Below are 23,603 nucleotides of genomic sequence, written 5' to 3'. Positions count from 1 at the left end.
ATTTATCCGGCCAGCATGCAGTCTATTTTTACCTGATTGTAAAATTCCGGGATCGATCCTTCCTTAGGTAATATCTGTGAAACTATTTCAAATTTTATTATTTTGTTTACTTTCCTCGGGTTTTATTCATGCCCAGGATACTCAAACCGCTAACGAGCCCCAAAATACTCCGCCGGAAGTTTCGGCGGAAGAGCAGACGTTATCCGCCGTTAAAAAATTAATAGGCTTTATTCGTTATAAAAAGAACGACAAGGCGTTGGCATTGGTGCATGTCGGGAAATTTTCCGAAAAACTCATCGGAGATCATAAAATTTCCGCATTGGAAAGAAAAGAGTTCGAAGAGGCAATCTCCGAATACATAGTAAACAAGGCATTCCCTATCGCATTAAAATATTTTGATAAGATAGATATTACTTACGACAAACCTACCCTAAACGGTAAACAATCAAGGATCGGTTCTTCTATTCTTTACAAAGGTTCCGATCAGATCAAGTTCGCTTGGATCCTTTCCGAATATGAAGGCACTTGGTATATAAGCGATTTCGAGACAGAAGGTAAACTCGCCACCGATATCAATCGTACTAAAAACATAGAACCGTCTATCAAAAAAAACGGGATCAAGGGTACGATTGCCCTTATACAAAAAGCAGCTAAGAACTGATGAGAAAATTTCTATCTAAAGCGACCGAGTTGGTTTTGACCAAACCGGCCGCTTCTTCCGCTATCCTATTTTTTTTCCTGGTTATCTCCGCACTTTTAGCCACTAGGCTTTCGATAAACAGCGATAACCTACAACTTCTTCCTTCCGATAACCCTTCCGTTGTCCAAACAAAACGTGTGATCGAAATGATCGGGGGAAGCGGTTTTTATACCGTAGCTCTCAAATTCCAAGACGACAAGGGAATGACGGAACATCTTACAAAGGCATTCCAAGCCAAACGTAACGGTGATCCTGAAACCCAAAAGAAAGAATTGGAACTGGCTGACGAAGCAAAACGTAAGAACATCGCCTATTATAAAGCCAAAGAAATCGCGCTCAAAAAAGCATCCGACAAACTTGCAAAGGAAGTTTTAAAGGACAAAGAACTGGTGCGTTATGTTTCGTATCGATATAATGTTTCCTTTTTGCAGGACAGGCTTCCTTTATTCCTAAAAACGGAAGATCTAAAGGAGATCCGCAAAAGAGTAAAAAGAAAGATCGACGAAGAGATAGAAAAGGCAAATCCGTTCTTCATCAAGCTTACCGACGAAGAATATAATCCGGACTTCACCGATATTATTTCCAAATATCAAAAACTGGCCAAAAGAGATATATTCGACGAATATAATATTTCCCCCGATAAGGGAATGCTCATCGTTCTTATCAAACCTACCGGTTCTTTCGTAGACATTGAGTTCCTCGAAAAAATAGATAAAAAAGTCCAAGGTTTAGTAAAAACCCTAGGAATAGAACAAGAAGGAATTTACGCAGGTTATACGGGAGCTTATAAACTCAACCAAGACGATTACGAGACCTTAGTCAGAGCATTAAAACCGATCGGGATCGCCTCTTTATTAGGAATAGGACTTCTACTTTTATTATTTTTCCGTAATCCGATCTTTATAATGATCCTATTATTCTCTCTACTCAGCGGATTACTCATGACATTCGGACTAACGGGGCTCGTAATCGGTCAGCTGAACAGTATCACGAGTATTATCGGTTCAATCCTAATGGGGCTCGGGATCGACTATGGGATCCAATTTTTATACAGGTTCAGGGAAGAATTTACTAAAAAGCAGGATATCGTACGAGCGATCAAAGATACGATCTATCATACGGGGATTGCTTCCTTTAGTTCCGCATTAACCACTACTTCCGCGTTCGTGGTCCTTTCCTTTTCGGAATTTAGGGGATTCAGCGAATTCGGAATTATCGCAACTTATGGGATCGTTCTGATCGCGATCGCGATGTACGGAGTGACTGCGCTACAGATCGCATTACTTTTAAAGTGGTTCCCTTCTCTTTCCAAGGCATTTCTATTAAACGAGGCGCAACAGACTCCTTCCGGTCTATTAAGGAAATTTTATTCTAGACCTGGGATATTATCCATTTGCGTTTTAGTCTTAGTACTATTGTTCGGGGTTTTTGCCCCAAAAGTACAATTCGACGTGAACGGAAGGAACCTTTTAGTAGAAAATTTAGAATCCGTAAACTTATATGATGAGATCGCGGACCGTTTCGATATTTCCTCGGATCCTCAGGCAATCGTTGTAAAAACTTTAGAAGAATCGGAAGCAGTATTCGATTATCTAAATCCAGTCCCCGAATCGATTGCGGGCTCCGTAGATCAGGTGGTTTCTCTCTGGAATTTTGTCCCACCTTACTCTCAACAATTAGAAAACCGTAAAGTTTTGGACCAACTTGCAAAAGATATGAAGCCCGTAAAAGCTTCTTTCTTAAAGCCGGAGCAGAGAAAATATTTGCCTAGAGCAAAATTATTCTTATCCGTCAAACCTTACGATTATACCGCTATACCCGATTACTTCTCCTCTCAATTCAAGGAAGTGGCAAGTTCCAAAGAAAAAGGACATCTATTATTTCTCTATCCTAAAGTAGCCTTATGGCATGGCGGAAAATTATTGGAGTTCTTTGCAGCAGTAGGAAGATTAGAAGTCCCGAAAATTTCCAGAAGGACATTAAATGCGATCCTTTACTCCACAGGGACATTAAAAGAATCCGAAATCGATCCGGTGAAAGAAAATTATTCTCCTTCGGAAACTAAAACTCTATTGAACGCTTTGAATACGTATTCAAAGGAAAAACTTCTCTCCATCAAGATCCTCCCTGGGACCGTGGACACCATCTTGGAGCATAGACCTTATAAGGATATTGCCCAAGCCAGATCCTACAAATTCCAAACGGATACGGCGGGAAGTTTGATGTTATTTGCTCAACTTATTCTGATCGTAAAAAGAGAAGGAATTACCGCATTTTTCATCACTTTGGTATTGGTAATCATCGTTCTGATACTATTCTACAGGGCGTTCTTACCCGCGATACTTTCTTTAATCCCTCTTTTATTAGGGATATTGGTCACCGTAGGCGTCATGTCGATCATAGACCTTAAATTAAATTTTATGAATGTTTTAGTGTTCCCGGTCATCATAGGATACGGGATACAGAACGGGATCTATATATATTATAGATTTAGGGAAGACCATGATATAGTAAAAGCGATGGCAATGGTTGGACCTGCGGTGATTGCATCAACATTGACCACTTTGGTGGGTTGGAGCGCTCTACTTCTTGCAGACCAGAGAGGACTACATTCCATCGGGAAAGTGGCAACGATCGGTATCGGTGCGTGTTTGCTCATAGCACTCACACTTCTCCCCGCAATTTTGGAATTGGCCTATAGAAGTCGCAAACAAGAAGAATCGGAAGCGGTACCTCTTGGTTTAGGCCCCGAAGAAGATGAACCGGAAACAGTTTCCGAATTCGTAATGGAAGAACTTTCTCCCAAGCCTAAGATCCAAAAAACCGCCAAAAAAAAGACAACTTCCAAAAAGAAAACCGGAAAGAAAAAATGAGATCTAAATTTCTTCTTCTATTCTTAATTTCTATTTCTTTTGTAAATTGCGCCGTAAAACAAATTAGGATTTCCCCGAATTTCCAACCTTCATTGGACAAATTCAAAAGACTAACTGTGGCGATAGATTCCAGCTCTAAGGTAAACCAGGTCGAGGCAATTCTAGTAAAATCCATGGCGGAACAGGAATTGGCTCACCATAAAGAATTTATCGTTTATCCTGACCCATCCAGCAAAAACCAAAATTGTAAATCTCCGATAGGTAAATCACAAGGAGTTCTTACACTCAGACTGGAAGAAACCTTAAAAGGGACCACACCGTCTTTTTTCGTTTGGTTGAATCCTGCGATATTCGGTCCTTCATCGGAAGGGATCAGAATTTCCATTGAAGCCCAAATTCAAAAATGTGACACAAAGGAAATCCTCTGGGAAGGGTATGCTTCTTCTTCTTATTTTATGGGAGGAGATGAAGAAACCACACTTAGAACCAGTTATGAAAAAAAATTCGGAACATCAGTCGGTCCTAAAGTTTTACCATATTACGATATTCTAAAGTTACTGTTGGATAAGATCGAAAGCCCGGTTTTAAACGAAGCGGAACAAGACGAAAAAATAGAAGTAGAATCTGGTTCTTAAAATATAGATATCGGAAATCGGATTCCGCATTCAGGGCCATTTTGGGGGAAAAGTCGGCCCCCGCCCGAGTTTTGGGTGGCGGAGGAGGGCCCGTGGGAAACCCCTGGCCCCCTATATCATAATATCTTCATATTCCCAATTCATATCCGATTTTTACCCGGAATTCTCATTCTAAGTTCATGTTAGGGACAATCTGCAAGTCTTAGGAACTCATTTTCTTTTTGTATATAACGAACATTGTTCCTAAAAGTTCCTCCAGAAACTTCTTCTTGACCAAATCCTCTGTATCGATTGCTATACTCGGAATCGTTTTTTCGAGAGGAAAAGAATGAATCTAGTGAATAATATATCCAAGGCTTCCACTGCCGCATTTTGGCTTTTATGGTTGGGAGTATTGAGCGGAATCGTACAACTCGTAAATTTACATCCAAGTCTGGATTGGATCGTGCTCACTCTAGGTTGGGTGATCTTAAGTATCCATATTTTGGAAGTCGGGATCTATTCCTTCCGGGCAGGAGATAGAGGAGGATTCAAAATTTCGGACGCCGCTCAGGTTTTCGTGTTCGGAGTATTCCACCTAATTCCTGTAAGCTTTTCTGATAAAAAGTAAATATTACAAAAAACCCCCGGAACCGGGGGTTTAGAATATTCTAAAATATTAAACCGGTCTTGGCAGTTTATTTACGATATCCACGTATTCTGCGGCCATACCTTTTACTACGTCACCGGCAGGAAGTATGGAATCAATCTGTGCCACTCCATGACCTGCAGACCAAATATCTCTCCAACGTTTGAATTCCTGGTCTATATCCGTACTTCCTTCGTTATGGAAATTATCTCCGGCCTTTTCAACGGAACGTTTGAGCCAGTTTGCAGGGATTCCGGAAATTTTTTCGGTATAAACGATCTCCTCCGGCGCTGATTGAACGATCATCTCTTTGTATTCTTGAGAAGCTGCTGCTTCCTTAGTGGCAATAAGCCTCGTTCCTATATAGACCGCGTCCGCACCTAAGGACATAGCTGCCGCCATTTGTGCTCCACCACTGATCGCACCTGCCGCAATAACTGGAAGACCGATCTCTTTTTTTAAATAAGGAAAAAGAGAAAAAGGAGAAATATTTCCGGCATGTCCGCCCGCACCTTGAGCAACCGCTACCAGAGCGTCCGCTCCGGACTTAGCAACTATATTCGCATGTTTTAATGTAGTTACGTCACAGAAAACTTTTGTACCCACCGATTTTGCCTCATTGATAATGGAACGAGGACTCCCCAAACTGGTGATGATCAATTCTACTTTGAATTCTAAAAGTATTTCCAAGTGTTTCGCCCAGTTAGGGTTATGAGCCTTATGTAAAATTAAGTTCACCCCTATCGGTTTTTTGGTCCTGGATCGGATATCTTCCAAACCTCTTCTTAATTCCTCTAAGGTTCGATAGTTTTGGGAGGGAAATGTTCCAAGGCCTCCGGCTTCGGAAACTGCGACGACTAGATCAGGGTATGAAACGAGAAACATGGGAGCCCCGATGATGGGCAGATCGATTCCAAGCATCTCCGTTACGGGAGTTTTTATTTTCATAAGGGAAAAGCTTTCATTCCGATCCGATTCCATCTATCTTTTTTTTCTGGTATAAGAAAATCGGATCTTGAAACTGTGAACTATGATCGTTACAGTCTCTTCTTACAAAATACTTCCGGAAAGGATCCAAGAATTTCTGGAGATCAGCAGCGAACTTTCCCGGGAATCTCTCAAAGAGAACGGTGTTCTTAGATTCGATCTGCTACAGAACGATGGAGACGAAGGCAGATTTCTGATCATAGAAGCTTATGAAAGCGAATCCAAACGTAAGTCTCATCTAGAAACCCCGCATTTCGTGAATTGGAGAAGGACTGTGCCGGAAATGTTTTCCCAAGGAACTACTACCGTTTATTATAAACCGCTATCTCCTAAACCGGAAGATTGGAAAAAATAATCGGAAAATAAGATCCTCAGATCCTTTTGCGATAGATTCGCTCATACAAGGAAACCTCATTTTTTTAAACCGAATTCCGCTATTTTGGGACTTTATTTTTGGACGCGGAGTCCAAAAATATTATGGTTCTACTTTCAAATACAAGCGCGCATTTTATCTCTTCTCTCGGTCAAAATACTCATCCTAAAGATACATCCGAACTCCACGAGGCGGAAATTTTAGACGCGTATTCCAAATCTGTTATACAAGCCGTGGATTCGGTAGGCCCAAGTGTGGTCCATCTACAAGTTACGAACAAAAATGGAGAAGGAGGAAGCGGCTCCGGATTTTTTCTCACACCTGACGGATTTATCGCAACCAATAGCCATGTGGTGGATGGCGCGGTTAGAATTAAAGCGAAACTCTCCGACGGTTCCAGTAAGGAAGCGGAACTTGTAGGGAACGATCCGCATACGGACCTTGCCGTCTTGAAAGTGCATGGAGGATTATTCCCTCACTCCGGTTTTACGGATTCCAAAAAACTGAAAGTAGGACAATTGGTAGTGGCGATCGGAAATCCATACGGTTTCGAATCCACAGTCACAGCGGGAGTGGTAAGCGCCTTAGGAAGAACATTAAGATCTCGTAATGGACGTCTGATTGACAATGTGATCCAAACGGACGCCGCCTTAAATCCGGGCAATTCGGGAGGACCATTAGTGGACTTCCAGGGTAGAGTTGTGGGGATAAACACAGCGATCATTCTGCCTGCCCAAGGTATATGTTTCGCAGTAGCCTCGAACACGGCAGAATATGTGGTCACTCGTCTGATTACAAGCGGAGCAGTCAAAAGAGGATATTTAGGGATTGCAGGCCAAAACCAAAAGATCCCAACATTCACCAAAAATCTCAACAAGGTCGGGTCAGAATCCGGGATCTTAGTCTTATCTTTGGAAAAGGGATCCCCAGCGGACCGTGCCGGGATACGTAACGGAGATCTAATCATCGGTTTGGATGATAAGGAGATTCAAACGATAGACGATCTTCATAAGATCTTGGATGAGACCTCTATCGGCAAAAAATTAGGAATTCGTTTATTAAGAGAAGGTTCTATTAGGAGTTTTTTCATCGAACCCGGAGAATTAAAATAGAGACACAAAGTTGAGAGAGACATTGAGGTAATAACACACAGAGGCACGAAGACTCAGAGGATTTGTAATCAAAAACTTTAAACTCTGCGTCTCTGTGACTCTGCGTGAAAAAGCTCTGTGCCTCTTCTTACCTCTGCGCCTCTTTACTGGATCTCAGGAACATCCATCAAAAGAAGTTCAGAATCTTCCAAAGCGTTTACCTTCAAAAGGTCCGCTCTAGGAAAACCGGCACCGTCTCGCGTGGAAAGTTCGGTCCCGTTAATATTCACTTTTCCTGATATTAGAAAAGCGTAAACTCCCCCACCCTTATTCCTGGACTCGTATTGAAGCTCCTTTCCCGCCTCTGCATTGCCCAAGGAGAACCATGCATTTTGGTTGATCCAAAGACCTTCTTCGGATTCCTTCGGCGCCACGACCACTTGGAAGCGGTTCTTCCTATCTTCCGGAAGGAACTTTTTCTGGTCGTATCGAGGTTGGGCCCCTCTTTTATCCGGTATCACCCAGATTTGTAAGAAGTTCACGGGATCCGTTTCGGAATGATTGTATTCCGAATGAACAATCCCTGTTCCAGCGGACATTACCTGAACTTCTCCGGATGTGATCACTCCTGAAGTTCCGATACTGTCCTTATGCTCCAAGGCGCCTTCGATCGGTATCGAGATGATTTCCATATCTTGGTGAGGATGCGGATCGAAACCTCTGCCAGGGGCAACGATATCGTCGTTCAATACACGCAAAGAACCGAATCTGATCCTTTCCGGATTCATATAGCTTCCGAAAGAAAATGTATGATTCGATTTTAACCAACCGAAATCGACTCTTCCTCTCGTGTTTGCCTTATGAACTACCGCTTCCATTTGTAATCTCCTTTCCCGTTTTCGGGATGAATATCTTTTAGACCGACCTGATCTTTAATAGTTCAAATATAAAGTATTTATGGTCGGCCCATAATAAAATTTGCATCCTCGAATAAAACCGTAACTCGGGCTCGAAGAGCCCTAAGATACGGAACAGGTTCTTATCATAATTTAAAGGAAGATGGTTAAAAAGTAAATTTTCGAACACTAATCGAAACTTGGAGTTCCCGATACCACGATACAACGGAACAAAAAGATCGGAGGAAGATACAGACCTTTTGTATAAACTTCCCCGTATGCAAGAGATTGGGTCCCGGAAGGTGCCTTTTCCATCGCATGATTGTATGCGCTTTGTAGATCAGGAACATATCTCGCAAACATGAAAGGAAAAATTTGCACCACACAGTCTTCTCCCTCTACTCTTTTAGGAGAAAAGACAGGTCTTTCCTTTGCGGGCACAACCCTTTCTATCCTATAGATCTGTGTTTCTGCGCCGCTGCAATAAACGAATAATAATAAAAAAAGGAAGATGGTTCCATGAAAAACTTTCATTGAGAGATCTCCAAACCGTAATAGAGTCGATAACAGGCATCGAACAAACCTTGGTCATATTGGAAGATCTCCAAATCGCGGATATGGGTGGCTGTAGGATTTTTTTCAGGAATTCTCTGTAAAATCGTACTGATCTTTTCTCCACATCCTTTTTCATTCTGTTTGTATAAACTTTGCTCCACCTGAGGAGGAAGAGGTTTCATTCGAAGATTCTGAAAGAAAAAGATGGTTCTCGAATAACATCCGCTAAATACGATACAGAGAAGAATAGTATAGATCCGCTTTAATTTCATGATCCTAAATACTTAACAAATACCTACAAATAATGCAAGAGATTATAATCCTAATTTTCCTTCGAATAATAAGACGATACAACCTATCGCAGACCCGACTAAAAAACCTAATAAACTTCCGTTGATCCTAATCCGCTCTAAGACCCTTCTTGTTTTTAGTTCCAAATTTACCCTGAATTGTTTGGGTTCCAATAATTTCAGGCCTTTAGAGATCTGCTCTCCCACATATTCCGAAACGGACTCGTTCGTTTTAGAACTTAAGAACTCCAAGAAAGAACGAATAGGTCCGTATTCTCTCAGATTTTCCAACTTGGAAATTTCTTCCTTATGTGTGAGTACTACCTCGCTGATAAGCCTATTTAATTGTTCTCTGCCGAAATCGGCTAAGGCGCGGACCGCCTCTTCTCTTTTGGAAACAGGCAGGTCGTTCCAGGAGCCGATATATAATTCCGCACATTCGGAGAATACTGAATATAATTCAAATAGGACTTCTTCCTCTTCCGTTTCGAAATCCTTTCCTTCCTTTAAACCTTCTCCGAATTCCTTGATCCTTTTTCGGGGATCGATGAGCCAGATCAAAGGTTTAGCGAGAAAAGAAAGTCCTTTAGTGATCCTTTGGATCCTTTCCCCGAAATCATCATGGTCTGAAACTTTCACCAAGGTTTCTCCCACCAAGAATCGAACCGTAGAAAGGATTTCCTTACGACTATTCAATTCGTGTAATATTTGTTTGTCCGCTCCTGAGAACTTAAAATTAGAAACATATAATACGATATCCTCTTCTATTTTGTCCCAGATCAAATTCAGGAATTCTCTGACTTCTTTTTCTCCTTTTAAATGTTTTTCCAGAAGATCCTTAATCGCTTGGATGTTTTCTGGCTCGTCCAAAATACCGTCTAAATACGATCTTAACTTATGTTCGCTGATCAGATCGGAAGATACCCAGTTACCTATTTCTTCCGCGATAGTCTCGCTTTCGGATTCGACCGCTTTATAGGTTTTCCAAACAGCGAACCAATCACAAATCGCTCCAACAAGTCCACCTTCCAAACCGTGAACAAAAATACTTCCCCAAATATAGAGACTCCACTTTTGCCAGAGTCCCCAAAGAAGAATAGTTCCGAACAACACCAACAGTGAATTCGAAACGAATTGAAGTTTAGAGTACGGTTTATTGCCGTACAGTCCCATTAACGGAAAAACCACCTTCCTTTAACAAAGGAGGAGAATATAAAAAGGACCGGTAAAAGAAAAAGAATGATAGTCAAAAAAACCGAATTCCCTTTGAAAAATTTCAGATCTGAACTCTGTTTTTGGGAACAGACCAGGATCTCGTTTCTTTGAGTTTGGAATAATATTCCGCCTTCCGAATCTTCCCAACTAGGAAAAAAGGATCTTCGCACCAATTTACAATTATGATTTTCTAATGAATTTTTTTCCTGCTTTTGTGCGGACGAAATTTCAGGACCGGCGAAAACTTCTTCATCCGAAAAAATACGCGGCAATATAGGAAGTTCAGCCAATGAAGTAGGCTCTTTCGGTTTTTCTTTTACCGGAAAAAATCCGCCTAAAAATTCGTTTCTATCCAAGAAAGGAAGATCTCCGTATTCGGATCTGAACTCTTCCTTCCAATTATTATGCTCTTTGGGAACATTTAAGACCAGCAAACCTTGGAACCACTTATTGTAATTAGGTCCGATTATTTCTATCTCCTTCTTACCGATCCTAGCGAATACGATCCCTGCATCCAATCCTTCGTGTAAGATCGCTTCGTTCGTATTATATAAGAACCTTTTGGGACGAAGAGATTTTCCTCCGTTCAACTCCTTATAATCCGCGACCCCCCAAGGTTTTTCCGTCATAACTGCGACATCAGCCCCAGGATTTTTCACCTTGAATAGAAATAAGAACGATTTATTTTCAAGTTCCTTTTCATAGGTCTCGGAAGGAAAATCGTTCGTGCGCAACCCTTCTTGGTTCACCCAACCTTTCAATAATTCGAAACGACTAGGATTTAATTTTAGGATTTTATAAAGTTTTTCAGTGGAGCCGATAATGTAAGAAGTCCCGTTGGCTTGCAGAAAACGATGTAATCCGATGCCTGCATCTTCCGAAGAAAGTTCCTCTTCATAGCCGGGATTTTTTTTCCAAGCAGTCCAAGGAAGATAACGACTCAAATAAGGTTGTAAGGCCAAAGATGTCAAAGACGCATCCGCTTCCATTCCCAATAAATTTCTATGTCCTGCCCTTCTGATCAAAAGCCCCAAAGTAAAAGGGCTGTCTCCCCATTTTCGATGAGAATCAATTTCCGGGAAAATTTTGGAATCTTTAGGAAGTTCCGAAAGTGCAACTTCCACATCTTTCATTTCCAACGCGGAGAAGCTGTCTTTTAAGAATGTAGTATTCTCCTTCCATTCCAATTCAGGATGCCATAAGAAAAATCTTACTAGTGCAAAGAATAGCAGAGCGGAAATCGAATATTGAGCGGTTAAAGAAGAAGTTTTGTTCTTCAATAAATGAACTGCGGTTTCCAAACCGGAAAGTGTTAAAAATAGTAAAGATAGGTCCAAGGCTCTATACCAGGGAAATCCTAAACCGGGAAAAAATTTTGAAAGAGAAGTATCCACTCCGATCCAGTAAAAGATCAAACTGGCAAAAAATACGAACCTGGAAGCCGGAGGAAAAATTTTACGTTTTAAAATGGAACGAATTCCTAATAGGAACAAGGCAGGGAATACCACTTGGGTCCAATGTAACCCTATGATAAAATTCCAAAGGAAAGCGATCACACCGCTTCCTTCCCAAATCGGTCTCAAGGCTTCCGATCCTAAAATGGAAATGAGTCCGGGAGTAGTATCCATCGGGAAAGTTTCCGCGCGGTACGAGGAATATTTCAGAAAATTCCACCAAACAGGTGCGGCCACTAACAACGGAATGAAGAATGCGATGGAAAACGCTCTTTTTCCCAACTCTTCTCCCAGAAATAAAAAATAGATGAGAAGAGATACCAAATAGAATAAGGAAGAAGGTAGATCAGTATAATAAACGCAGGCGCTGACCACTAAATATTTGGAAAGAGAGGATAATTTCCCGGTAGTCCGATATTTTTCTAAATAATAAAAACCTAATAAACTCCAGCCAAGCCCGAAAAATCCGGTTACGGAGCCGCTGAATAGTCCCACTAAGGAAAGCCCGAACGGTTCTTCTCCTGCGCACAAGAAGAAGAACAAAAGTCCGGACATCGCTAACATGACCGTATTTGCCCTATGATTGGTCTCACTTAAGAGTAAAAGGCTGAATTTGATAAACGCATACGTAAAAAGTAATATAGAAAGAAGTATCCCTATATTGAAGGAGAGAGAAAGTGAGGACCAAAAGAATACGGTTTTATGTAGGACTGCGACCAAAAAATAGAAAAACGGCGGTTGGAAATAGAAAACAGGCATCCCTGAAAACCAGCGGGTATCATAACCTAAGGACTGACCGTTATTTAAAAATGAATCGTAAATTTCCGCCAAGTGGGTTTGGGCATGAAGACTCCAGCCTGAAAGAGTATCCTCGCTGAATAAAAATCTGAATTTGATGATTAAAACTAAAAATGAGGCGAGTAATAATAACGGTCTTCGCCAAGCAGGAGCAAGTCTCCATTTTTTCTGAAAAAAAGGCATGCCGAGAGGGTACGGAAAACCCCTGGAATTGACAAGCAAAACAGGATTTACGCGGGAAGGATCTACCCTTGAGGATCGGGGAAAAAAGAGGAATACTATTCCTCTTTTACATTCTCCTGAACATACTTTCTAAATTCAGCTTCGCTCATCTTGTCCGCATACAATGGATACAGAGCCGTAATCAACTCTTCCAAGGTGGGGAATTTTGCCCCGTCGAGCTTGAATGCCATAGGGTCCTCTACAAGGTAACGATTTCGGGATCCATTCCGAAAAGTTTGGACCCGTTCACCTTCTCTCTAACCATGATTTTCGGGGTGCAATACAATAAAACTAGAAAACGATCCCGCTTTCCCGAAAGAAGAAATTGTTTTACCGGTTTAGGAACGTTGGTCTTCCATTCCCAAGATTAGTATATCGTCCTTAGGCTCCGAACTTCCTAAAAATCTAAGCAGATCGTCTTGTATGTCTCTTAATAATTCTTCTAAACTTTGAGAGTCTCCAGTTCGGACCGTAGCCAATACTCTTTCTATCCCGTAAAAATCTCCGGGCAGTCTGGAAGATTCCGTAAGTCCGTCGGTAAAACAAAGGATTCGAAAACCTGGAGTGAGCAGGACCTCCTTATCCTCAAAATGAAAATTTTCCAAAAGACCCACTAACGGATTTTCACATTCGACCACATGCTCTTCGTCCTTATTTCGGATTAAGACTGGAGGAGATCCTGCCAAAGAAAGTGTGAGTTTTTTTCCGTCCGGAGAAATTTCTAAAATGGATGCGGAGAAGAATGTGGACACATTTCCATACTTTCCGTAAAACTGAGAGCCGATTGCAGAGAGTAGCTTTCCTGGACTTTCTTCTTTTAATCTAAGGTCTTCGTAAATGTTTCGGATCAGGATCGTAATGAGGGCGGCTTGTATTCCATGACCTGGAGCATCCGCTAAAAAAATACGGAGCTTTCCGTCCGGCAATTCGGTAATATCATAAAGATCACCTCCTACTTCCGCCAAAGGTTTATGCCAGATCCCAAATTTGATTTTACCGATCTTTTTTTCTGCCGTTTCCTCCAGATTTAAGAGTCCCTTTTGGATCTCTCTTGCGACATTCAAATCGTTTTGGATGAGACGAAGCGCATTTCTAAGTTGTTTAGTCCTTTCTTCCACCCTCCTTTCCAAATTTCTGGAAAGGTCTAAAAGTCTATCCAAACTTTCGGAACTTCTGATGGATAAGAATACGGACTGTGCCACTATGAATACGAACGCCCCTATATTCGTAAAATATCCGGTATCCAGATAGAAGGTCGCATATAAAATATCGTGGATCATTGCGGCATACACGAATACGAAACCGGCGAGAATTATAAGAGCCCCCTTTCTTCTTCTTAAAGCGGCCTTAGTAAGAGAGAATAATCCGAGTGTGCCTGCAAGAAAAGCCACCAAGTAATAAACCGTGATGGTGAATGTGAATATTCTGACAGGGAATACTAAGACTACGATGCAAGCTCCGACTGCTATCCACCAGACCAGATCCACGAGTATTCGTTTTAATTCCCGAGGAAAGACGGAAAGTATATAACTTAAAAAAACAGGAATGGCTAGATAGAATGTAACGTATTCAATCCTGACATAATGATGATATTTTAGAAAATCAAGATATTCTGAAATGATCCTGGTCCCGGAAAAAAGTCCCCGTGCCGCCATAATCACACAATACGTCCCGAAATACATCGAGGCCGCTTCTCCCCGTCTCACAATCGCGTAAATTAGATGGAGTAAACCTATACAGAAAAGTCCTCCCGCTAAGAATAGATCCAGAAATCTTTCCGCATTCCAGGTTTTCTCCAGACTGGAAGAAGTTCCGAATCGGATCGGAGCCCAAAATCCTCCCAGTCTATGATCCCTGTTTGCGATCTGCATATCTATTTGCAGCTCTTCTCCCTCCGGAGTGAATTTTACGAGCTTATTACACCAGGCAGGTCGGACTTCGAAAATGGTGATATCCGAATTGGAAGGAAATTCCACTTCTCCGCAAGAGGCTAAAAGTTTGCCGTTCACATACAAAAAGTAAGAAGAACTTTGCTCCTGTAGGATAAACGCGAGTTCCCCGTAATTTCGATTTAATTTTACGTTAAGTTCATAGGTTCCGTAACCTTCTCCAAGTCTTGCTCCGTTCTTTCCGTTCCAAGAAGAAGGGATACTGACTATTTCGTAGGAATTTTGGCTTTCTAAACCGGAACTTTTCCAATACAACCATCTGAATTTCCATAACCCGGAAAGAAGAATTGGTCCTTGTTCCTCCAGATCATAATTCTTGAACTCCATTGTTCCTTGTACAATTACAGGATGTTCTACTTTCGCGGTAGAATCGTTACATCCCGAGAAAAGGAATTGTAGAAAGCTTAAAGTTAAGAGGGTGAATACCTTTTTCATTTGGAGGAAAATCCGCTTTAAACGAATTCTGAGGGATTGAATCAAAAAAGCGTTCAAAATAGGAAAAAAATATCCTAAAATATAAAACCATTCTTGACAAAAAGAAAGCAATTCTGACTATAACGGATAAATATCTAATTTATTGGATAAAAATTCCGAGTTTCCGTTGAAAGGGACGTAAAAGTGAACCTTATGAAAGCAAAATCTACTCATTCTATACTACAGTCAATTGCCAAAGGAATTGGCGCTCTGGCTTTAACCGGTATCTTCTCCTTATCCGCGTATGCGAGCGATACCCTGTTAAACGTTTCTTTCGACCCAACCAGAGAACTCTACGAAGAAATTAACAAAAAGTTCGTGGAATCTTGGAAGAAGAAGTCCGGCAAAGACCTTACCATCCAGCAATCCCACGGTGGATCCGGAAAACAAGCGAGAGCGGTAATCGACGGATTAGAAGCGGATGTAGTCACTCTTGCGCTTGCTTATGATATCGATAGTATTGTTAAAAATGGTGGATCCGTTTCCAAAGATTGGGAGAAGGCATTTCCAAACCATTCTACTCCATACTATTCTACTATCGTTTTCTTAGTCAGAAAGGGAAATCCTAAGGCGATCAAAGATTGGGATGATATCGTAAAACCGGGCATCGGAGTGATCACTCCAAATCCTAAAACTTCCGGAGGAGCTCGCTGGAACTATTTGGCAGCTTGGGGTTTCGCAAAGAAAAAATACAAAACGGAAGAAAAAGCGATCGAGTTCGTTAAAAATCTCTATAAGAACACCTCCGTTTTGGATACGGGTGCCAGAGGATCCACAACTACATTCGTCCAAAGAGGGATCGGTGATGTTCTTCTTGCTTGGGAAAATGAAGCGGAACTTGCTCTGTCCGAGTCCAGAAAAGCAAACGGGGGTGTAGCGGCATTCGAAGTCGTTTATCCAAGCACGAGTATTCTTGCGGAAACTCCTGTTGCAATCGTGGAAAAAGTGGTAGCTAAAAAAGGAACCAAAGACTTAGCAAAAGCTTACTTAGATTTTTTATATACGAAGGAAGGCCAAGAAATCATCGCAAAACATTTTTTCCGTCCGAACGATACTGCCGTCCTTAAAGCGAATGTTGCTAAATTCCCGAAACTCCAATTATTCGATGTGAGGAGTATAGAAGGTTCCTGGGCAGCAGCTCATAAAAAACATTTCGCTGACGGAGGTCTTTTTGACTCCATCTACGGCGAAGCAAAGAAATAAGCAGAAACTTAAACTTGAAACTCATATACAAAAAGAGAGCCACCGTCCAGTGGCTCTTGGTTTGACGAAATAGGGTGTTTCTCAAGAATCGACTCGGGAGGGTTTCCCGTTTGAAACTGATTTTCCGTCCCTATTCGAAAACAAGCTTCGGTCTGTCTTTAGGACTCACAACCTTCTACCTGAGCTGCCTAGTCATCATTCCATTATCCGCATTATTTTTTAAATCTGCGACCTTAGGTGTTTCCGGGCTCTGGGAAGTTTTTTCAGAGGATCGGATCCGGCAGGCTCTGCTTTTAAGTTTTGGAGCGGGAGGAGTTGCAGCAGTCATTAATCTATTCGTAGGATTTTTATTCGCCTGGGTTTTGGTGAGATACGATTTTCCCGGCAAAAAGATCTTGGATTCACTTGTAGATCTTCCATTCACTCTTCCTACGGCGGTGGCAGGGATCGCGTTGACCACAATTTATGCTCCCAACGGTTTTATCGGAAAATATCTGACACCGTATGGGATCCAGATCGCTTACACTCCGATCGGTATCGTGATCGCATTAGTATTTATTGGATTTCCATTCGTTGTCAGGACCGTCCAACCCATTCTGGAAGATCTTCCTAAAGAACTGGAAGAGAGCGCGTATTGTCTAGGGGCCAACAGACTCCAAACTTTCACTAAGGTTATCCTACCTGAATTAGTTCCTTCCTTACTCGCAGGGACCAGTATGGCATTTGCAAGAGGGATAGGAGAATACGGATCAGTCGTTTTTATCTCGGGGAACCTTCCGGGCAAAACGGAAATCCTTCCGTTGCTTATTGTCACTAAATTGGAGCAATACGAATACGCAAAGGCAACCGGGATCGCAGTATTGATGTTAGTTCTCTCCTTTACTATCATGTTCGGGATCAATTACCTGCAAAACAGAGCCTCCAGGAGACTGGGATGAAAGAAAGAGAGTCCGTTTGGATCCGCATAACTTTGATCGTTGCGGTCCTTCTTCTTGCATTCATCATTCTGATCCTGCCGATTACGGTGGTATTCTTAGAAGCCTTCGCCCAGGGTTGGGAAGCATATTTCCAGGGATTGCAGGATAGCGATACCATCTCCGCGATGTTGATGACATTGAAGGTAGCAGGGATTGCTGTTCCTTTAAATACCGCATTCGGATTGATCGCCGCATTCCTTTTGACCAGGTTCGAATTCCCCGGAAAAAATATTCTACTTACCATCATAGATTCTCCATTTGCGGTCTCGCCGGTTATCTCGGGTCTGATCTTCCTATTACTTTTCGGAAAGCAAGGTTGGATGGGAGATATATTAGAAGAATGGAATATAAAGATCGTATTTAATACCCCGGGACTTGTGATCGCAACCGTATTTATCACACTCCCGTTCGTTGCAAGGGAGCTTATTCCGCTCATGCAAAGCCAGGGAAAAGAGGAAGAGGAAGCCGGTATCTTACTCGGAGCCTCTCTATACCAAACATTCATTAAAATTATCATCCCGAATATCAAATGGGGACTCTTGTACGGACTTATCCTATGTAATGCGAGAGCCATGGGAGAATTCGGTGCGGTTTCCGTTCTTTCAGGACATATCCGTGGGAAAACAAATACATTACCTTTACAGATCGAAATGTTATATAATGAGTACAATTCTGTGGGAGCATTTTCCGCGGCATCAGTGCTTGTGTTCCTTTCCTTACTTACCTTACTTCTAAAAACCATCTTAGAGAGAAATCTTCATAGAAAAGAAGAGATTATCATTCCGGAAAAACCCGCTAATGAGAAGAAAGCGAAAAAAAAGAAGGATCCTCAGGATTTCCAAATCTAGGAGAATAGAATGTCTATTGAAATTCGTAATGTGAGCAAACGATTCGGAAAATTCCAGGCCTTGGATCAAGTGGACTTAACCATCCCGCAGGGAAATTTAGTCGCATTATTAGGACCTTCCGGAAGCGGCAAGACCACACTTCTTAGGATTATCGCAGGCTTAGACACCCCTGACGAGGGAGAAGTATTATTCAATGGGGAAAGATCCAAATCCAAAAATTCAAAGGACCGAGGGGTAGGATTCGTATTCCAACATTATGCGCTCTTTAGACATATGACGATTTTTGAAAATATCGCATTCGGCCTAAAAGTTCGCCCAAGATCGATAAGACCTTCCAAAGAAGAGATCCGGGAAAAAGTATTCCAACTTTTGAAATTGGTCCAGTTGGAAAACTTCCATGCAAGATTTCCTTTTGAATTATCCGGAGGGCAAAGACAAAGGGTGGCCTTGGCAAGGGCCCTGGCGATAGAACCTAAGTTTTTACTTTTGGACGAACCTTTCGGAGCTTTGGATGCAAAGGTCAGAAAAGAATTACGCACCTGGCTTAGAAGACTACACGACGAGATCCATATCACGAGCGTATTCGTGACTCACGACCAGGAAGAAGCTTTAGAAGTCAGTGACTCCATCGTAATTTTAAGATCAGGAAAGATAGAACAGATCGGCACTCCCGACGAGGTGTATAATAAACCGAAAACTCCTTTCGTTTTCCACTTTTTAGGAGATGTAAACTTATTTCATGGAAGGATCCATGAAGGGACAGCAAAGATCGGTGATCTAAATGTGGAAACTCCGGAACATTCCGACGTGGTAGACAAGGAAGGGGTTGCCTACGTTAGACCATACGATGTGGAAATTTCCAGATCTTCTTCCCAAGGAATACCTGCGGAGATCCAATACATCCATTCTACAGGTAGAAACGTACGGATAGAATTGAAACGTTTAGATTCCGGAACTTTGATCGAGTCATTACTGGACCAATCTACTTTTAAAGAGTTAAATCTGCTACCTGGCGAAACCGTGTATCTCAGGATCAGAAAAGCGAAAGTGTATGTGGAATATATGGAAGATTTTTCGATATAGTCGGAAAACATTGGAAAAGAATCGTAAAAAAATCCCCGTATTAACGTAACGGGGATTTTTTTGGATTAAAGTTTCTCTCATTTGGTTAGGATCTCGGTGCCTGTCCCGTTCCCCCAAGTACCTTCCAATCTATTTCCTCCATTCTTTACGGTGTAGATCACAGGATGTGTATCACCCCAATCCACCGTTAAAGTGTTTCCGCTCAAAGTACCTGTTCCGGAAAAACTATTTCCTACGGACCATTCAAAATTATAGGATCCATCCTCATTCAAAGTAATCGTTACACTTCCTTTATATTTGCTTCCATTAGGATTTGTACCCGTTACTTTATAAGTCCCGTAAACATTCAAAGTTTGAGCGCCCAAATACGAGAAGGAAACGGTCAAAGCGATCACGGTAAATAAAGCTATAATTTTAGCTTTCGGATTTCTAAACATGAATACCCCCATGTGAGTGGAAAATAAAAGCACAGATCCCGATCTAATCAAGATTTTTACAGGGGCTCAGAAAACATTTATTTCCAAATGGAATCTGTTTAAATACAGGAATTATAACCTCTTACGATCCATTTTCTGGATTCCACCGGGTCGATCACCGCATCTATTTCCAGATAGGAAGCCATATTGATAGCCTTTCCTCTTTCATACGCCTCTTTGATCAAACGTTCGAATAAAATTTGTCTCTCTTTCCAATCCTTGATTTCTGCGAGTTCTTTTTGATATCCCGTTCTAATTTCACCTTCTATACCCATTGCCCCGAATTCTCCAGTCGGCCAGGAGATCGTAAATACAGGAGAATGAAAACTACCGGCTGCCATTGCCATCGCGCCCAAGCCGTATCCTTTCCTAAGAACGATAGTAAACACCGGCACTTGTAAAGAGGCGCCCGCTTCGAAAAATTTGGCAGCTTTACGGACAAGTCCTTTCTTCTCGGCTTCCGGCCCGACCATAAAGCCGGGAGTATCACAAAGAAATAATAGTGGAAGTTTGTTCAGATCGCAGAAGGCGGCGAATTCGGAGGCCTTCTCGGCCCCTTCCGCATCGATTGCCCCGCCCAAATGAGTAGGATTATTCGCGATCAAACCTAATGGTTTACCTTCTATTCGAATAAGCGAAGTAACGATCCCCTTTGCAAAATCCTTCCTAAACTCCAGAACGGAATCCGTATCTGCCAAGGAAGATATTACGGAACGAATTTCGTAGGACCTCAAACGGTTTTCCGGAATGAGAGTCCTTAGTATTTTTTGGTCCCTATATTCAAATTTTTTGATATTTCCCTGAAAATATGAGAGAACTTTTTTTGCAGTAAAGACTGCCTCTTCTTCATTTTTCACCAATATGTCTATCACCCCGTTTTTGGTTTGTGTCTCTGCAGGACCGATCTCTTCCGCGGAAAAATTGCCGAGACCTCCTCCTTTCACCATTACAGGGCCGCCCATTCCTATATTAGAATCTTCCGTTGCGATCCTGATATCGCTTGCACCGAACAAGGCGGCATTTCCAGCGAAACATCTACCGGAAGCGATCGCGATCCTAAGGCTTTTTCCTTTTAAACCTGCGTATGTTCGAAAAGTATACAAATCCAAACCGGCAACCGCAGGCACATCGACTTCTCCTGGACGACCACCCCCACCTTCCGTAAAAAAAACAAGAGGAAGTTTTTGGCTTTCTACCATTTCCAAAAATCGATCCGTCTTTTTATGATTCATGGCACCTTGCGTTCCCATAAAGACCGTATAATCGTAAGCGAGTACGGAAATTCTTGCCAAATGAGAATCGAATAATTCTGCGTTCACTGTTCCAAGTCCTACGATTAGTCCGTCTGCAGGACTCAGTTTGATCAACTCTTCTAAGGACCTTCTTCTCCTTTGGGCCGCGATTGCAAGACTTCCGTATTCGATAAAACTTCCGGTATCACAAAGATCCGCCACATTCTCTCTGGCGGTCCTTTGTCCTCTTTTATGGCGTTTTGAAACCGCTTGGGGTCTGGATATGTCTTCATTCAAAAGTAAACGATCTAAGACTTCTTTCAGATCCGGACGGATTTTGTCCGGATCGATCTCTTCTGGCTGAAGGAGTGAAGAATGTTCCAAATCTTCAGGCCGGATCCAAATCAATGTTTCACCTTCGGATACGACCTTCCCGGGTGCGATCAAAACCCTTTCTATAATTCCGGTAGTCTCCGAATGTAGTAGATGTTCCATCTTCATGGAAGAAAGAAGTGCAATCTTTTCTCCTTTTCGAAGTAGCTCCCCTTCTTTGTAATAAATTTCGATAAGGTTCCCTGTCATGGGAGAATGGAAAGCGATCAATCCCTCGGGAACCTCTTCTTGTATTTTAGAATTTTCTAAATCAACATTCTGCTCCGATTCAAAATTAAATTTTTTATGATCTTCTTGAGTGGAAACGAGAAGCTCTCCGATATTCTCCTCCAGGAACTTTGTCCATACCGAATAGGTTTCGAGTTCTTTTCTTTTAAATAAGTTCAGTAAAAGAGGAAGATTCGTTTTAACACCTTCTATCCTAAATTCGGATAATGCGCGGTAAGCTGAATAAATGAGTTTGGAAAATTCAAGGCTTTTAGAATGAACGATTAATTTTGCAAGTAAAGAATCGAAATTAGGACCTACCTCATAACCTGAATATGCTGAACTGTCCACTCTGATCCCTGGCCCGAAACTGGGTTCGAATACTTTGATTTTTCCGGAAGAAGGTATAATCTCCCCTTTTTGGTCCCAGGTCTCCGAATTGATCCGGATCTGAATTGCATACGTTTTGGGAAGATCTATATTCCTTTCTTCTAATCCAATCTCCCGGAAAGATTTTCCCGAAGCGACCTCCAACTGAGCTTGTACAAGGTCCACTCCAGTGATCTCTTCCGTGATCGTATGCTCTACCTGTAATCTAGGATTACTTTCTATGAAATATATCTCGGATTTAGGACTGATCAAAAATTCGAAGGTGCCTAAACTTTTATAAGAAAGATGGGAAGCCATCAGCAAAGAATAAGAGATGATCCTATCCCTGAGTTTCGAATCTAAAAAAGGAGCGGGCGCGATCTCTAATAATTTTTGGTTTTTTCGTTGGAGAGAACAATCTCTGTCCCAAAAATGGAGGATCTTTCCTGAACCGTCTCCTAAAATCTGAACTTCCACATGCCTTGCGACAGGAAGATATTTTTCCGCATACAAATTAGGATTCCCGAAAGAATGTAGGGCTTCTTCCGAACAATTTTTGAACTTTGCCTCTAATTCTTCGGTACCATTAATGATACGGATACCTCTTCCACCTCCTCCAGCGATCGCCTTTAAAAGAAATATTCCGTTTTTGGAATAGAATTCCTTTGCTTCTTTCAGATCGATCACCTTGCGAAGTCCTGGCAAGGTGGGAACTCCTAAGGATTCTGCGAGTAGTACCGCTTTTAATTTATCTCCTAAGATCTCCAAAGTGATGGGATCTGGACCGACAAATTTGATTTTTGCGTCTTCACATCTTTTTGCAAATTGGGAATTCTCACTTAAAAATCCGTATCCCGGATGAATGGAGTCGCAACCTTCTCTTTTTGCAATGGAAAGTATTTCTTCCTTATCTAAGTATGCCTTAACCCCTCTTCCTTTCAGAGGAATCGAAACATCAGTCGCTAATCTATGCCTGGAATTAGAATCGTCTTCCGAATAGATGGAAATTGTAGGAACTCCTAAACTGGAAGCAGCCCTTGCGATCCGAATGGCAATTTCTCCCCGGTTCGCTATTAATAATTTCGATAATTTCATAATTTGGAGGACGTTTTAAACGAAAAGTCCCTAAGGTCATCCAGTTTCCAAGCCCCCTCTAAATTTTGAAAGAGTTCATAATATATCGCATATTCACATAAATCATTTTCCATAATAACGATTTTTATTCCGATATATAAGACACATAATCGAAAGTAAGAGAATACTCGATCGAAGTGGTTTTAATTAAGGTTGTCCCGAAAATTTCAAAAAGGTAGGTCCTTCGAAAAACGGAAGTTTGGAGTGAAATGTTTAAAAGCAGAGGATAAAAAAGATAGTACTAGGACGTAATAATATCAGAGCCTCAGTACGTCCATGAGGCATTCGGCATGTTTATTTTTTATAAAACTACTTTCCGACACAAAACTCAAAAAAGTTTTTAAGGAAGGATTTTGATTTTCGGGTACGTAAAAAACGGAAACCGGCAAATATAACTGTTTGATCGGAACAAATTTAGTCTCCGCAGGAGCGAAATTTTGTGCGCCCAGGATAGTCAAAGAAACCCCTTTACCTGTAGCGACTAAAATGGGACAACTTTCTCTTTCATTCTTGATATAAACTTTAGGTTTGATCCCGCTTT

At 41.7% G+C, this 23,603-nt stretch carries 21 protein-coding genes (1 of these 21 only partly in view); 10 read left to right on the top strand and 11 right to left on the bottom strand.

From position 1 onward, the window contains the following. The first annotated feature begins 76 nt into the window (after positions 1–76). The 4 genes from AB3N61_RS05600 to AB3N61_RS05585 all read left to right on the top strand — a co-directional run bounded on the left by AB3N61_RS05600 (position 77) and on the right by AB3N61_RS05585 (position 4,818). Positions 77–661 carry an ABC transporter substrate-binding protein gene (locus tag AB3N61_RS05600; protein ID WP_412758392.1) on the top strand — a complete coding sequence of 195 codons (585 nt, stop codon included), beginning with the start codon at positions 77–79 and terminating at the stop codon, positions 659–661. After that, positions 661–3,573: an efflux RND transporter permease subunit gene (locus AB3N61_RS05595; protein WP_367898692.1), complete on the top strand. Its 2,913-nt coding sequence runs from the start codon at positions 661–663 to the stop codon at positions 3,571–3,573. Before AB3N61_RS05600 ends, AB3N61_RS05595 begins: the two co-directional genes overlap by 1 nt. Then, positions 3,570–4,208 carry an MXAN_6521/LA_1396 family lipoprotein gene (locus AB3N61_RS05590; protein WP_367898691.1) on the top strand — a complete coding sequence of 213 codons (639 nt, stop codon included), beginning with the start codon at positions 3,570–3,572 and terminating at the stop codon, positions 4,206–4,208. Before AB3N61_RS05595 ends, AB3N61_RS05590 begins: the two co-directional genes overlap by 4 nt. Before the next feature lie 328 nt (positions 4,209–4,536). Then, the gene (locus AB3N61_RS05585) at positions 4,537–4,818 is read left to right on the top strand and encodes a hypothetical protein (RefSeq protein WP_367898690.1); all 282 of its coding nucleotides are present in this window, start codon (positions 4,537–4,539) and stop codon (positions 4,816–4,818) included. 48 nt (positions 4,819–4,866) lie between these two features. Here AB3N61_RS05585 and AB3N61_RS05580 read toward each other — a convergent pair whose 3' ends face one another. Then, positions 4,867–5,784: an NAD(P)H-dependent flavin oxidoreductase gene (locus tag AB3N61_RS05580; RefSeq protein ID WP_198289331.1), complete on the bottom strand. Its 918-nt coding sequence runs from the start codon at positions 5,782–5,784 to the stop codon at positions 4,867–4,869. An 82-nt stretch (positions 5,785–5,866) separates the two neighbouring features. Here AB3N61_RS05580 and AB3N61_RS05575 point away from each other — a divergent pair, with 82 nt between their 5' ends. Beyond that, positions 5,867–6,178 carry a putative quinol monooxygenase gene (locus tag AB3N61_RS05575; protein WP_020770927.1) on the top strand — a complete coding sequence of 104 codons (312 nt, stop codon included), beginning with the start codon at positions 5,867–5,869 and terminating at the stop codon, positions 6,176–6,178. Positions 6,179–6,300: 122 nt separating this feature from the next. Further along, entirely contained in the window at positions 6,301–7,308 is a 1,008-nt protein-coding gene (locus tag AB3N61_RS05570; protein WP_020770916.1) for a S1C family serine protease, read from the top strand. Between the two features lie 143 nt (positions 7,309–7,451). Here the strand turns inward: AB3N61_RS05570 and AB3N61_RS05565 are convergent, their stop codons facing one another. The 7 genes from AB3N61_RS05565 to AB3N61_RS05535 form a co-directional block, all read right to left on the bottom strand. Then, positions 7,452–8,165 (bottom strand): pirin family protein, encoded by a 714-nt coding sequence (locus tag AB3N61_RS05565; RefSeq protein ID WP_020770919.1) that lies wholly within the window; start codon positions 8,163–8,165, stop codon positions 7,452–7,454. 207 nt (positions 8,166–8,372) lie between these two features. After that, positions 8,373–8,717, bottom strand: a complete 345-nt coding sequence (locus AB3N61_RS05560) for a hypothetical protein (RefSeq protein WP_367898689.1) — start codon at positions 8,715–8,717, stop codon at positions 8,373–8,375. After that, a complete protein-coding gene (locus AB3N61_RS05555) occupies positions 8,714–9,010 on the bottom strand; it encodes a hypothetical protein (RefSeq protein ID WP_020770975.1) in 297 nt (98 codons plus the stop codon). Before AB3N61_RS05555 ends, AB3N61_RS05560 begins: the two co-directional genes overlap by 4 nt. 42 nt (positions 9,011–9,052) lie before the next feature. Then, positions 9,053–10,201 carry a DUF445 family protein gene (locus AB3N61_RS05550; RefSeq protein WP_020770962.1) on the bottom strand — a complete coding sequence of 383 codons (1,149 nt, stop codon included), beginning with the start codon at positions 10,199–10,201 and terminating at the stop codon, positions 9,053–9,055. Further along, positions 10,201–12,678: a hypothetical protein gene (locus AB3N61_RS05545; RefSeq protein WP_367898688.1), complete on the bottom strand. Its 2,478-nt coding sequence runs from the start codon at positions 12,676–12,678 to the stop codon at positions 10,201–10,203. The genes AB3N61_RS05550 and AB3N61_RS05545 overlap by 1 nt, the downstream gene beginning before the upstream one ends. A gap of 95 nt (positions 12,679–12,773) precedes the next feature. Further along, positions 12,774–12,908: a hypothetical protein gene (locus AB3N61_RS05540; RefSeq protein WP_008589440.1), complete on the bottom strand. Its 135-nt coding sequence runs from the start codon at positions 12,906–12,908 to the stop codon at positions 12,774–12,776. 147 nt (positions 12,909–13,055) lie between these two features. Then, positions 13,056–15,101 carry a PP2C family protein-serine/threonine phosphatase gene (locus AB3N61_RS05535; RefSeq protein WP_367898687.1) on the bottom strand — a complete coding sequence of 682 codons (2,046 nt, stop codon included), beginning with the start codon at positions 15,099–15,101 and terminating at the stop codon, positions 13,056–13,058. Positions 15,102–15,293: 192 nt separating this feature from the next. On the opposite strand from AB3N61_RS05535, the gene AB3N61_RS05530 reads away from it, so the two are divergent. From AB3N61_RS05530 to AB3N61_RS05515, 4 genes are all read left to right on the top strand, one after another. Further along, positions 15,294–16,343: a sulfate ABC transporter substrate-binding protein gene (locus AB3N61_RS05530; protein ID WP_367898686.1), complete on the top strand. Its 1,050-nt coding sequence runs from the start codon at positions 15,294–15,296 to the stop codon at positions 16,341–16,343. 110 nt (positions 16,344–16,453) lie between these two features. Further along, positions 16,454–17,281 carry a sulfate ABC transporter permease subunit CysT gene (gene cysT, locus AB3N61_RS05525; protein ID WP_367898685.1) on the top strand — a complete coding sequence of 276 codons (828 nt, stop codon included), beginning with the start codon at positions 16,454–16,456 and terminating at the stop codon, positions 17,279–17,281. Then, on the top strand, positions 17,278–18,168 hold the full coding sequence (gene cysW, locus AB3N61_RS05520) for a sulfate ABC transporter permease subunit CysW (RefSeq protein WP_367898684.1): 891 nt from the start codon (positions 17,278–17,280) through the stop codon (positions 18,166–18,168). Before cysT ends, cysW begins: the two co-directional genes overlap by 4 nt. Before the next feature lie 9 nt (positions 18,169–18,177). Next, on the top strand, positions 18,178–19,251 hold the full coding sequence (locus tag AB3N61_RS05515) for a sulfate/molybdate ABC transporter ATP-binding protein (protein WP_020770942.1): 1,074 nt from the start codon (positions 18,178–18,180) through the stop codon (positions 19,249–19,251). 77 nt (positions 19,252–19,328) lie between these two features. Here the strand turns inward: AB3N61_RS05515 and AB3N61_RS05510 are convergent, their stop codons facing one another. From AB3N61_RS05510 to AB3N61_RS05500, 3 genes are all read right to left on the bottom strand, one after another. Then, positions 19,329–19,688 (bottom strand): fibronectin-binding protein, encoded by a 360-nt coding sequence (locus tag AB3N61_RS05510; protein ID WP_367898683.1) that lies wholly within the window; start codon positions 19,686–19,688, stop codon positions 19,329–19,331. Between the two features lie 98 nt (positions 19,689–19,786). Beyond that, on the bottom strand, positions 19,787–23,023 hold the full coding sequence (locus AB3N61_RS05505; protein WP_367898682.1) for a carboxyl transferase domain-containing protein: 3,237 nt from the start codon (positions 23,021–23,023) through the stop codon (positions 19,787–19,789). Between the two features lie 296 nt (positions 23,024–23,319). Further along, positions 23,320–23,603, bottom strand: the 3' portion of a protein-coding gene (locus AB3N61_RS05500) for a LysR substrate-binding domain-containing protein (protein ID WP_367898681.1). It continues 634 nt past the right edge of the window; 284 of the gene's 918 nt are visible here — the last part of the coding sequence; its start codon lies off the right edge, out of view — the gene reads right to left on this strand; it ends in the stop codon at positions 23,320–23,322.

This window comes from Leptospira sp. WS58.C1 (genome assembly GCF_040833995.1).
GTDB classification, from domain to species: domain Bacteria; phylum Spirochaetota; class Leptospiria; order Leptospirales; family Leptospiraceae; genus Leptospira_B; species Leptospira_B cinconiae.
Note: the sequence above shows the minus strand (reverse complement) of the source record. Positions and strands in the feature narration are given on the sequence as shown.